This window comes from Nocardia kruczakiae NBRC 101016, from assembly GCF_001612965.1.
GTDB lineage: Bacteria > Actinomycetota > Actinomycetes > Mycobacteriales > Mycobacteriaceae > Nocardia > Nocardia kruczakiae.
The window spans coordinates 30,426-42,542 of the sequence record NZ_BDBL01000041.1 but is presented as its reverse complement, the minus strand read 5'-3'; the positions used below and the strand labels follow the sequence as shown (position 1 = coordinate 42,542).

The following is a 12,117-nucleotide window of genomic DNA, read 5'->3' as shown; positions in this document are numbered from 1 at the left end:
CGATCGAGCACCCGCGAACCGGTCCACCGGCCCACCCGGCCGCCATCGCGAACCGGGGGAACCGGCCGGTGTCCGGTGGTCTCGGGCCGCCGGGCAAGATGGCAGGGTGTCCAATTCCGTGATCGTCGTACTCCTGCTGGCCGTGGCCGGATTTCTGGTCGGCGGCGCCTTCACCATGTGGAAGAACTCCCGGGCGCTGTCGGTGATGCTGGGCGTCTGCGCGGTCCTCGCGGTCGTCGGCGTGGTCACCTGGTGGTAGACCGCCCAGCGCCTAGTCTCCGGCGAGGCGGAAGATGCGCATCCCCTCCGGAACGCCGTTGAGCGGGGCGGCGAACATACTGCGCCGATAGGGCTTGGCCGCGACCTCGAGTTCCTTCAGCGTGCTCGGTTCCAGCGCTTCGAGAGTGGTCTCCGAGATCATCGTGTTGCCGTTGCCGCCGGCCTCCATCACCCGGGCGGCGATGGTGACGTCCACGCCCAGCCAGTCGCCGCCGATCTCGCGCGGCGTCCCTGTGTGCAGACCCGCCCGCATACGCGGCCGATATCCCGCCACCTCGACCCGGTCCAGATTCTTCTTCGCGGTCAGCACCGCACGCACCGCACTGTCCGGGGAGGCGAAAACCGCCATCACCCCGTCGCCCATGCGCTTGACGACCTGACCACCCCGATCGACGATCGGCGGTTCGATGGCTCGCGCCACCCGCCGCAACAACTCCAGCGTCGCCTCGTCACCGGCCGACAGCGACCATCGCGAGAACGCCACGAGGTCGGTGAACACCACCGTGATCTCCGCACTGCCCTTCCCCCGGCCGACGCGCTCCAGCATGGCCTGCCAGACCTGCAGCGCGCCCAGACCGAGCTCCTTGGCCGCGCTGGGATTGTCGCCCACGATCTTGTCGGCCGCGCGCGCCACCGCCCGCGCACCGCCGGGCCCGGACAGCGACAGCGGGTCGCCGAATGCCGGATCGCCGGGCAGGCTCTCGCGCGCCTTGCGAATCACGCCGATCACGTCGGCGCGCTGATTGGCCGCGGCCATCAGCGAGGACAGCTGGTCGGATCGGCGCCGGCCGAACGAGCGCAGACGAGATTCGGCCTCGTCGGCCGGCGTGAGCGGAATCACGATCTCGACATCCGGATCCAGCCCGGAATCGACACCGGATTCGCGCCTACCGGCGGTGCCGTTGCGACGCGACCCCGAACCGCCGGTGCGGTTTCGCGCATCTCCGGGACGGGCCGCGCGGGACGCGTTTTCGCCGTCGCCGGAAGGTCTTTCGCTCACATCCCGAGCGTAGCCAATAATCGCCACCTGCCACCTCTCTATCGGACGGAGCGGGCACCGCGCTGGGTCCGCCGATGGATAACGTGTTGGTTGCCCGGCCGATGTTACCCACCGGCTCTTCCACACGGAAGGTCCAGCGGGGCTGTTAACGAAGGCTTTGCACACAGCACACCGGCCCGATGCACAGCACGAAACGGCTGCACATCGGGCCGGTGATCGTCACATTCGCCGGGCAGTGGCGGCTGTGACCGGGATAGCAGTCCCCCGACAGGACCGCCCTCCCGCTCCCGGGCTTCGCGAGGGTGAGCGCCCGGGAACGGGCAGGTATCAGGTTGTGGATCAGGCGTCGCGGCGGTCGACCACGATCAGCGCGGCGCCGAAGACGACCGCCACGAAGACGATGAAGTAGACCATTCCGCCCCACGGCCCCCAGTGCCAGTGCGCCGCGGAGGTGCCCTCCCCGAGGAACCGGTTGATGTTGGCGAAGGGCAGGAACGGCTGCACGCTGCGGCCGAAGCTACCGAAACTACCGAGCAGCGTCTCGATCAGCAAGGGCCACAACACGATCAGCGAGATCGCCGCGGCCGACTGCCGCACCAGGGCGCCGACGCCGACCGACAGGATCACCGCCAGGAAGGCGTAGATCGCCAGTCCGTAGAGCGCGCGCCAATCGGCGTCGGAGTTCAGGCTCATCTGCCGGCCGGCGTCGCCGGCCAGCGGTTTCGCGATGAGATAGGCCAGCAGACCCAGCACGAAGGTCAGCACCGCCGCGTAGGCGCCGGTCAGGAGGGCCTTGGTGGTGAGGACCAGGGATCGGTTCGGGGTCGCCTGGAAGGTGGTCCGGATGATGCCGAAGCGATATTCACTGGTCACGGTGAGGGCGGCCATGATCATCAGAACCATGACGCCGAACCCGGAGACACCGACCATGGCGCCGGCCGTGGTCAGCGTCGATTCGTTCTCGTGGCCCATGCTGGCCCGCGAGACGCCCGCGATCAGGGCGGCCAGGCCCAGGCCCAGCGCCACGACGATCGCCGAACACCACCACGGTGACCGGGTGGAGGTGAGTTTGATCCGCTCCGCGGCGACGATACCCATCAGAGCGCACCTCCCATCGCCTGCTCGACACCCTCACCGTGGTACTGCACCGCACCTCCGGTCATCCGCATGAACGCCTCCTCGAGCGAAGCCTGTTGCGGCGCAAGCTCATACAGGGTGATGCTGTTCGCGCCCGCCAATTTGCCGATGGCGTCGCTGGTTTCCCCGACCACCACCAGCGCGGGAGCGGTGTCGGCCGGTCCTTCCCGGTCGGCCGCGCTGCCGTCCTCGCGCACGGTCATCCCGTTCGAGGTGAGCAGGCTGCGCAGCTCGTCCAGTTGCGGACTACGCACCCGCACGGTCGATTCCGACGATTTCGCGATGAAGTCCTTGGTGTCGGTGTCGGCGATCAGCCTGCCGCGCCCGATCACGACCAGATGGTCGGCGGTCTGCGCCATTTCCGACAGCAGATGGCTCGACACCAGCACGGTGCGCCCCTCGGCGGCCAGCCGCTGCATGAACCGCCGGATCCACAGAATGCCCTCGGGGTCCAGTCCATTGACCGGTTCGTCGAACAGCAGCACTGGCGGATCGCCGAGCAGCGCCCCGGCCAGGCCGAGCCGCTGCGACATGCCGAGCGAGAATCCGCCGGCCTTCTTGTCGGCGACCTCGGTGAGGCCCACCAACCGCAGCACCTCTTCCACCCGGCCGGCCGGAATGTCGTTGGCGGCGGCCATCCAGCGCAGATGCGAGCGCGCCGACCGGTTGGGATGGACCCACTTGGCGTCCAGCAGGGCACCGACCGCGCGCAACGGGTGATCCAGCTCGCGGTAGCGCTTGCCCTGGATGACCGCCGTTCCGGCCGTGGGCTGATCCAGGCCGAGGATCATCCGCATGGTGGTCGACTTACCGGCGCCGTTCGGGCCCAAAAACCCCGTCACCTTGCCGGGTGTGACCGTGAACGACAGGTTCTCGACGGCAACGGTCGCACCGAAGCGCTTGGTAAGACCTCTGCATTCGATCATGGGCACCAGTCTCCCCGAGAAAAGGGCACGCGACCATCGCTCACAGGTCGCGAGTCCGGTCATCCTCGAGGATGAGGGGACCCCTAGGGTCCCGGTGGGCTCACCCAGCCGCGACCTGGGGACATCCCCGTGTTCACACCGCGGGGGAGGAAGCCTGGGCCCAGAACCGCTTGGGGATGCGCCCGGCGTGGCGGGCCAGGTGACCGGCCTGCACCGCGGCGGCCATCGCCGTCGCCATCCGGGCCGGATGCCGGGCCCGGGTGACGGCGGTGGCCAGCAGGACGGCCGAACAGCCCAGTTCCATCGCCAGCGCGGCGTCGCTCGCCGTGCCGATTCCCGCGTCCAGCACGACCGGAACCCCGGCGGCCTCGACGATCATCTCTATATTGTGCGGATTGCCGATGCCCAGCCCGGTACCGATCGGCGAACCGAGCGGCATGACCGCGGCACAACCGGCATCCTCCAAGCGGCGCGCGAGGACCGGATCGTCGGTGGTGTAGGGCAGCACCACGAAGCCGTCGTCGACCAATTGCTCTGCGGCCGCGACCAATTCGATGGCATCCGGCAGCAGGGTGCGTTCGTCGGCGATGACCTCGAGTTTCACCCACTCGGTATCCAGTGCCTCGCGCGCCAGCTGTGCGGTGAGGACCGCCTCGGCCGCGGTGCGGCAACCGGCGGTATTGGGCAGCGGGGCGATATCGAGGCGTTTGAGCAGATCGAGCACGCCCGTTCCGCCCGCGGCGTCGATACGGCGCATGGCGACCGTGGTCAATTCGGTACCGGAGGCGACCAGCGCCTCCTCGAGCACCGCCAGGTTCTCCGCGCCGCCGGTGCCCATGATCAGCCGGGAGCCGAATTCGCGATCGGCGATCCGCAGCGGCTCGACCGGCCGCGAGTCTGTGCCCGGAATGTCAGCCACCCTGCACCGCCGTCAGGACCTCGATCTCCCAGCCCCGGCCGACCGGCTCGTCCCACCGCGACTTCGGGAACAGTGAACCGTCCACCGCCAGGGCCACGCCGCGGCACGGCAGTTCCAGGCGCTCGAGCAGTTCCCGGACGGTGAGCGGCTCCGCGAAGACGTGCTCGGTGCCGTTCACCGTGACGCCGACGGGAATCGATGGGGACGCGGAACTCGGTTGCGCGGTCACTGGTTACCTCCTGATGATGATGCGGGAGTAGCGGTTTCGGCGGTGGCGAACCGGTGTGGGTCGGCGGCCTTCGCCTCGGCGAGGACGTCGTCTGCCAGCAGCGCCGCCACCGCATCGACGGTGATCGGTACGCCGAGGATGCCGTTGCGCCCGTGCCCGGTGGCGGCGATCACCCGATCCGAGAGCCATCCGATCAGCGGCAGATTGTCGGGGGTGCCGGGACGTCCGCCCGCGGCGGCCTCAGCCAGTTCGTATTCGCCGAGGGCGGGCCACACCGCTTCCGCGTCCGCGATCAGATCACGGACCCCGGCCACGGTCACGGTGGTGTCGAATCCGGCCTCGTACTGGGTGGCGCCGACCACCAGGCCGTCGGCGCGCGGGACCAGATAGACCGGCCGGCCGTGCACCCGCGCGCGGATCACCGAGGACGGCGGCGGCGGGGTGCCCGGGCGCCGGCGCAACCGCAGGATCTCGCCCTTGACCGGGCGTACCGGCAGCTCCCACAGCCGCGCGCTGGCCGACCCCGCGGCCAGCACGATCCGGTCGTGGCCGAGTTCGTCCACAGCCGTGACGGGCGTGGGATCGATGTGCACACCGGCCTGTTCACATCCCCGGCGCAGGGCCGCGAGCAGCAGGCGATTGTCCACCGCGGGCTCGTCCACGGCCAGCAGACCGGCCCGGACGGTGCGCGAGAGCCCGGCCTCGGTCGCGCGGACCCCGGCCCGGTCGAGCACGCGCATCGCGTATCCGTGGGTGGCGCAGAAGTCGGCGATCGTGCGCAGGTCGGCGGCATCGGCCGCGTCCAGTGCGAGGGTGAGGGTCTGCCGGGCCACGAAGACGTCCACCCCGGTGGCCTCCCGCAGCCGGGCGCCGAATTCCGGCCAGCGCCGCAGCGATGCCGCGCCGAATTCGAGCAGGTCGTCCTCACCGGGCCAGCCCTCCGAGAGAGGAGCGAGCATGCCGCCCGCGACCCAGGACGCGCCGGAGCCCACACCGGGATCGAGAATCGTCACCGACCAGCCCTGTTCGGCGGCCCGCCGGGCCACCGCCAGACCGATCACACCCCCACCCACGACGGCCAGACTTCGCATCACTCCACCTCGCTCGGGTCCCGGACTCGCACGGACCGTGCCGTGCCAGGCCGGCACCGGGAAATCGGCGTTCCCGCGCGGCCGCCATCGCTGCGGGAATGCCCTCTTGTTTCGCCTCTCCACGGTAGCGCGGCTACGGTCGAAGCCGTGCAACCGTCCCAACCGCAACGCCCGATGGCACCGCGCGAACGCCTGGCCTCGGCCCGGCTCTACCTGTGCACCGACGCCCGGCGCGATACCGGTGATCTGGCCGCATTCGCCGAAGCGGCGCTCTCCGGTGGTGTCGACATCATCCAGCTGCGCGACAAGGGTTCGGCCGGCGAGGCGAAGTTCGGGCCGCTCGAGGCCGGCGCCGAACTCGGCGCGCTGGCCGAACTGAAGGCCGCGGCCCGCCGCCACGGCGCGCTCGTCGCGGTCAACGATCGCGCCGATATCGCGCTGGCCGCCGGCGCCGATGTGCTGCATCTGGGCCAGGGCGATCTGCCGCCCTGGTACGCCCGCCGGATCGTCGGGCCGGATGTGGTGATCGGCCGGTCCACCCACAATCGCAACCAGGCCGGGCTCGCGGTCGTCGACGAGCACATCGACTACTTCTGCACCGGGCCGGTGTGGAATACGCCGACCAAACCGGGCCGCACCGCGGCGGGGCTCGAGTTGGTGCGCTCGACCGCGGAGTCGCATCCGACCCGGCCGTGGTTCGCGATCGGCGGGATCGACCGCGATCGCCTGCCGGAGGTGCTCGCGGCCGGCGCCGACCGGGTGGTCGTGGTGCGTGCCATCACCGCGGCGCGCGACCCGCAGGCCGCCGCCCGCGAACTCAAACAGCGGTTGCTGGAGAACGCGGCGAACTGATCCACAGCCGTTCACATGGGGAGGACACGGCTATTCACATATTGCGTTCAGTCCAGTACCTGGTCCAGGGTCAGCACCAGTGTTTCCTCGGACCGCGCGTACCCACCGGATCCGTTCTCGCGCTGCGCGATCCGGGCGGTCGGCGCGGCGGCATCGTGCGTATCGAGCCACAGGAAGCCCCGATCGGCGAGGTCGATCGTGCGCGGCAGCACCGCCGCGATGGCGGCCGCCTCGGCGAGTCCGTCCAGTTCGAGCCGGGCCGCGGCCGCCCGCAGCCCGGGCCACGCGACGGCGAATCCGGGATGCAGCGGCCGCGCGTCGACCTCCTCCTCGGGGACCCACGCCAACTCCGCGCTTTCGCGATTCGCGGTGGTCGCCAAGGTTTCCGACACATCGGCCACCACGGTGGTGTAGGTCCAGCCGGAGTCCGCGGTACTCGTCACCCGGCTGCCGCGCACCCGGACCGCCTCCGGATCGATTCCGGCTTCTTCCTGCGCCTCACGGACCGCAGCGTGCACGCTGGTCTCATGACTGTCGCGTGCACCACCGGGCAGCGCCCACGTTCCGCCCTGATGGCTCCACGGCGCCCGGTGTTGCAGCAGCACCAACGCGCCGCCGCCCTGCCGGGGCGCCCGCAGCAGCAGTCCGGCGGCCCCGAACAGGCCCCACTGCCGCGTCCCATCGGGGCTTTCCAAGAAGCCGTCTCCGTCACCGCGCATGCTCCGCCTCGTCCCGATCCGCGCCGGCGTCCTGACCGCCGGCCTCCGGTACCGCCGTCGTGACCGACACATATCGGGCGGTACCGGTACGACCACAATAAGCTCAGTCCGCACAATGCAACCCGCTGAACGAACGGAGGTGGGCATGGCTCGAATCGGGCATTCGCAGCTCGACGAGCTGTCCCCGCGGGCCGCGGCTGCCGCCGTGCGCAGCCGGCTCGACGCGACCGATGTCCGCGCGTTCGCGCGCTCGTCCCCCGCGCGGCTGATCGCGCTGGGCCTGTTACTGCTCGGGCTGTGCCTGATCGCCGGCGCCGTCACCTCCGGAGAGGTGGGCCACCGCCAGCACGCCCTGGACTATCTGCTGGACGAGGCCGAACCGGACGCCAATTCCGCACAGCATCTCTACACCTCGCTGTCGGTGGCCGACGCCGCCGCCGGCACCGCCTTCATCTCCGGGGGGCTGGAGCCGAAACCGGTGCGCGATCGCTACGACCAGGCGGTCGGGGAGGCAGCGGCGGAACTCGTGGCCCAGTCCGACAACGCCGGCACGCCCGGCTCGGTCACCCCCGATGCCGACACCCGGCTGCGCACCGGTGTGGCCACCGAACTACCGGTCTACACCGGGCTCATCGAGACCGCGCGCGCCAACAATCGCGAAGGCCATCCCGTCGGCGCCGCCTATCAGAGCGAGGCGTCGAATCTCATGCAGACCACCATGCTTCCGACCGCGCAGGAATTGCAGGAGCACCGCTCCGCGGCGATCGCGGCGACCCAGCGCCAGCACGTGCGGCCGCCGTGGGCGGCGATCGTGCTGCCGATCCTGACACTCGCCGCACTGGTGGCGGCACAGTTCTATCTGGCCCGGCGCTGGCATCGGGTGCTCAACCCCGGTCTGCTGGTGGCCTCCGGCGTTCTGCTGATCCTGCTGGCCTGGACGGTGATCGCCGGATCGTTCTCGGCGGTGGCGACCACCTCGGGACGCGACGACGGCGCGGTACCGGGCGCCCAGCTGACCGAGAGCCGCATCCTGGCCCAGCAGGCGCGGGCGGCGGAGACGCTGAAATTGGTGCGCCGCGATGCCAGCGGCGACTACGACCACACCTACGACACCGCCACCGCGCGGCTCGACGATCTGCTCACCAACTATCCGGGCGGCGCACCGGGTGCCGACGATGTGCGCAATGCCCATGCGGCACTGGGTCGTTGGCGTTCGGCCCACCAGCGGATGAACGACGCGCTGGGCCGCGGCGATTTCCCGGCCGCCACCGTGGTGGCGATCGGCGCGGATCCGGCGCAGGCCAGCGCGGCGGTCGACACCCTCGACAGCGCGCTCGCCGCCGGGATGGGTGAAACGCGGAATACGTTGCGCGGGGAGATATCCGATGCCGCGCGGTCGCTGGATTTCCTGGCGCCGGGCGCACTCACCCTGGCCGCGCTGGCGGCGGTGTTCGTGGTGGCCGGGCTGTGGCCGCGTCTGAGGGAGTATCGATGAGGGCGAGGCGGGTCGCGGCAGCGGCATTGGCGGCATCGGCCCTGCTGGCCGGCGGCTGCGGCGGTGCGCCGAGCACCCCGCGCACCGGCGGCGGCGGCACTTACACCGAACCGCCACTGCCCGCCAACGCCGTTGTGACACAACCACAGTCGGCACCCGAGCCCGGCCTCGAACCGCAATGCGGGAATCCCACCGCCAGCCTGCGTCCCGGCGCCGATCACGGGCCCGCCCTCGACGCCGTCCGCGCGCGCGGGCGATTGCTGGTCGGACTGGACCCCGGCAGCAATCTGTTCAGCTTCCGCGATCCGATCAGCGGCACCCTCGCCGGCTTCGACGTCGACGTCGCCGCCGAGATCGCGCGCGATCTGTTCGGCGATCCGCGCCGCATCGAATACCGGATCCTCGGTTCGGCGGATCGTGAACGGGCGCTGCAGGATCACAGCGTCGACGTCGTGGTGAAGACCATGACGATCACCTGCGACCGACGCCAGCGCGTCGATTTCTCCACCACCTACCTGATGTCGCATCAGCGCGTCCTGGCGGTGAAGGGATCCGGCATCAATTCGATGGCGGATCTGGCCGGTAAGCGGGTCTGCGCGGTGGGCGGCACCACCTCGCTCGACCGGATTCGGCACATCCAGCCGACGGCCGCGATCATGACGGTGCCGACCTGGGCGGACTGCCTGGTGGTATTGCAGCAGCGGCAGGTCGACGCGATCAGCACCGACGACGCGCTGCTCGCCGGGCTGGCGGCGCAGGACCCTTACGCCGAGGTGGTGGGCCCCGCCCTCAGTGACGAGCCGTACGGCGTCGGCGTTCCGAAGGGCAACGACGATATGGTCCGATTCGTGAACGCCACCCTGCAGCGGTTGCGCACCGACGGCACCTGGGATCGGCTCTATCAGCATTGGCTGGCGCCCGCGCTGGGTCCCGCGGCCGGACCGCCGGAACCGACCTATCGGGACTGATCCATGTCCGAGCACCACGACTTCCCCGAATCCGAGTACCCGCCGACATCTCTCACGCCCGCACCGGAATCCGGTGAGGGTCCGACGACACCACAGGCCCGCCCCGCCCCGGAATCGCCGGAGACCCGGAGAACGCCCGGGCCTCGGCAGATTCATGGGACGCGGCACATCCACGGGACTCAGCGCGCCGACCTGCCCACGGCCGCAACACCTTTCACCACATCGGATACCGCTGCGGCCACGGCCGGCACCGGCGGTCCGGCCACCTCATCGTATCCGAGCGAACCGAGTCGCCCCACCGGACGCAGCGGACGCACGGTCCGCTCCCGCCCCACGGTCCGTCGCCTGGGCGCCGGCCTGGTGCCGATTCCGACTGTGCCGCAACTGGATCCGATGGTGGCGGTGCTCGCCGATCCGGTGGTGGCCGAGGGACGGCGGTACTGCTGGCGCTGCGGCCGGCCGGTCGGGCGCACGACGGCTGCGCACGCCGCCACGGCCGTCGGCAGCTGCGACAACTGCGGCGCGCCCTACGATTTCCGCCCGTACCTGCGGGCCGGCGATCGCGTCGCCGGGCAGTACGAGATTCAGGGCTGCATCGCACACGGCGGGCTCGGCTGGATCTATCTCGCGATCGACCGCAATGTCAGCGACCGGTGGGTGGTACTGAAGGGCCTGCTGCACGGCGGGGATGCCGAGGCACAGGCCGTCGCCGTGTCCGAAAGCCGATACCTGGCCGAACTGGCCCATCCGAGCATCGTCAAGATCCACAACTTCGTCGAACATCCCGGCCCCGGCGGCTCGCCGATCGGCTACATCGTCATGGAGTACGTGGGCGGTCGTTCGCTGCGCGATCTGCTCGACACCCATCCGCGGCCGGAGCGGATGCCGGTGCCGGAAGCGATCGCCTACATCCTGGAGATCCTGCCCGCGCTGGAATACCTGCACGCGCTGGAACTGGCCTACAACGACCTCAAGCCCGACAACATCATGGTCACCGAGGACCAGGTGAAACTGATCGACCTGGGTGCGACGGCACCGTTCGACTCCTATGGAAATCTCTACGGCACCAAGGGTTTCCAAGCACCCGAGATCGCCACCACCGGTCCCACCGCGGCTACCGACCTCTACACCGCCGGCCGCACCCTGGCGGTGCTGACCGTGAACATCCCGATGGTCGCCGGCCGCTACACCGACGGCATTCCGCATCCGGATGCCGAACCGGTCCTGGCTCGCTACGAATCCCTGCATCGGCTGCTGCTGACCGCGACCGATCCCGATCCGGATCGCCGGTTCCCCTCGGCCCGGGTGATGACCACCCAGCTCGCGGGTGTGCTGCGCGAGATCCTGGCCGCCGAGACCGGTACCGAACATCCGCAACTGTCGACGCTGTTCAGTCCGCCGCGCACCAGCTTCGGCACCGACGAGCTGATCGGCCAGACCGATGTCTACGCCGACGGGGTGGTCCGCGGCAAGCACCTCACCGCCCGCGATATCGCCGCCGCCCTGCCGGTCCCGCTGATCGATCCGGCCGATCCGTCGGCCGCGCTGCTGGCCGGTACCGCGCACTCGGAACCGGAACACGCGCTCGACGCGGTGCGGGCCGCGCGGCGGCGAGCCGTGACCGCGCCGGGTGGTGCGCCGGACAGTTTCGCCGCCGAGGCCACCCTGGCCGAGGTTCGCGTCCACCTCGATCTCGACCAGCCGGCCGCGGCCCGCGAACTGCTGGACAACCTGGGCGAACACGATTGGCGCACCGACTGGTTCCAGGGTCTGATCGCGCTGCGCGAGCAGGACTACGAACGCGCCTACGACAGTTTCGACGCGGTGCTGTGCGCGCTGCCCGGTGAGATCGCCCCCAAACTCGCCATCGCCGCGACCGCGGAACTGGTTCTGCAACAGTGGGATTCGCCCGATCCCGCGCAGTGGCGGCAGTGCGCCGAGAAGTTCTACGCCACGGTGTGGCGGACCGACCGCGGCGTGGTCAGCGCCGCCTTCGGGCTCGCACGGCAATTGGCCGCCGACGGCCGGGTCGCCGCCGCGGTCGCGGCCCTGGACGAGGTTCCCTCCGCCTCCCGCCACTACACCGAGGCGCGGCTGACGGCGGTGCTGCTACTCCTCACCGCACAACCCGCCGAGCCCGGTGATTCGGAGTCCGGGGACGACGAGACACCGCAACACGCACAGGTCGACACCGATCGGCTGGAGGAGTCCACCCTGCACGTCGCCGCGGCACGGCTGCAGGCCCTGCCCGCCTCGGAACGCCGGGTCGCGCAGCTGCGGGTCCTGGTTCTGGGCACCGCGCTCGCGTGGTTGCAGGCCGGTCACCGTCCCCGGACGTCCGGCAGCACCCTGCTCGGGCAGCCGTTCACCGAACGCGGGTTGCGCCGGGGGATCGAATCCGGGCTGCGCGCACTGGCACGCACCGCTCCGGGCCGCACGCACCGGTACGCGCTGGTGGATCTGGCGAACGCGATCCGCGCCAAGAGCTGGTTCTGAGCCCGG

General features: G+C 70.4%; 12 protein-coding genes. 5 read left to right on the top strand and 7 right to left on the bottom strand.

Features of this window, described 5'->3' with window-relative positions; genetic code table 11:
- Positions 1-106: 106 nt before the first annotated feature.
- Complete coding sequence (locus NK1_RS35140) at positions 107-259, top strand: CG2302 family histidine operon protein (protein WP_167354309.1); 153 nt, start codon at positions 107-109, stop codon at positions 257-259.
- Between the two features lie 12 nt (positions 260-271).
- Here the strand turns inward: NK1_RS35140 and NK1_RS26425 are convergent, their stop codons facing one another.
- The 6 genes from NK1_RS26425 to thiO form a co-directional block, all read right to left on the bottom strand.
- Positions 272-1,081 carry an adenylate/guanylate cyclase domain-containing protein gene (locus NK1_RS26425; protein ID WP_310399934.1) on the bottom strand — a complete coding sequence of 270 codons (810 nt, stop codon included), beginning with the start codon at positions 1,079-1,081 and terminating at the stop codon, positions 272-274.
- Between the two features lie 537 nt (positions 1,082-1,618).
- Complete coding sequence (locus NK1_RS26420) at positions 1,619-2,377, bottom strand: ABC transporter permease (RefSeq protein ID WP_063012961.1); 759 nt, start codon at positions 2,375-2,377, stop codon at positions 1,619-1,621.
- Positions 2,377-3,342, bottom strand: a complete 966-nt coding sequence (locus NK1_RS26415) for an ABC transporter ATP-binding protein (RefSeq protein ID WP_063012960.1) — start codon at positions 3,340-3,342, stop codon at positions 2,377-2,379. Before NK1_RS26415 ends, NK1_RS26420 begins: the two co-directional genes overlap by 1 nt.
- 133 nt (positions 3,343-3,475) lie before the next feature.
- The gene (locus NK1_RS26410) at positions 3,476-4,180 is read right to left on the bottom strand and encodes a thiazole synthase (RefSeq protein WP_245660833.1); all 705 of its coding nucleotides are present in this window, start codon (positions 4,178-4,180) and stop codon (positions 3,476-3,478) included.
- Between the two features lie 73 nt (positions 4,181-4,253).
- Complete coding sequence (gene thiS / locus NK1_RS26405; protein WP_063012958.1) at positions 4,254-4,490, bottom strand: sulfur carrier protein ThiS; 237 nt, start codon at positions 4,488-4,490, stop codon at positions 4,254-4,256.
- Positions 4,487-5,581: a glycine oxidase ThiO gene (gene thiO, locus NK1_RS26400; RefSeq protein WP_063012957.1), complete on the bottom strand. Its 1,095-nt coding sequence runs from the start codon at positions 5,579-5,581 to the stop codon at positions 4,487-4,489. Before thiO ends, thiS begins: the two co-directional genes overlap by 4 nt.
- A gap of 147 nt (positions 5,582-5,728) precedes the next feature.
- Here thiO and thiE point away from each other — a divergent pair, with 147 nt between their 5' ends.
- Positions 5,729-6,433 carry a thiamine phosphate synthase gene (gene thiE / locus NK1_RS26395; protein ID WP_063012956.1) on the top strand — a complete coding sequence of 235 codons (705 nt, stop codon included), beginning with the start codon at positions 5,729-5,731 and terminating at the stop codon, positions 6,431-6,433.
- Positions 6,434-6,480: 47 nt separating this feature from the next.
- On the opposite strand, the gene NK1_RS26390 is transcribed toward thiE, so the two are convergent.
- Positions 6,481-7,152: an NUDIX hydrolase gene (locus NK1_RS26390; protein ID WP_084461578.1), complete on the bottom strand. Its 672-nt coding sequence runs from the start codon at positions 7,150-7,152 to the stop codon at positions 6,481-6,483.
- A 145-nt stretch (positions 7,153-7,297) separates the two neighbouring features.
- Here NK1_RS26390 and NK1_RS26385 point away from each other — a divergent pair, with 145 nt between their 5' ends.
- From NK1_RS26385 to NK1_RS26375, 3 genes are read left to right on the top strand one after another with little or no spacing between them, the layout of a single operon-like run.
- Complete coding sequence (locus NK1_RS26385; protein WP_063012955.1) at positions 7,298-8,647, top strand: GlnX family signal transduction membrane protein; 1,350 nt, start codon at positions 7,298-7,300, stop codon at positions 8,645-8,647.
- Positions 8,644-9,615 (top strand): glutamate ABC transporter substrate-binding protein, encoded by a 972-nt coding sequence (locus NK1_RS26380; RefSeq protein ID WP_063012954.1) that lies wholly within the window; start codon positions 8,644-8,646, stop codon positions 9,613-9,615. The genes NK1_RS26385 and NK1_RS26380 overlap by 4 nt, the downstream gene beginning before the upstream one ends.
- Before the next feature lie 3 nt (positions 9,616-9,618).
- The gene (locus NK1_RS26375; RefSeq protein WP_084461574.1) at positions 9,619-12,111 is read left to right on the top strand and encodes a serine/threonine-protein kinase; all 2,493 of its coding nucleotides are present in this window, start codon (positions 9,619-9,621) and stop codon (positions 12,109-12,111) included.
- Positions 12,112-12,117 lie beyond the last annotated feature (6 nt).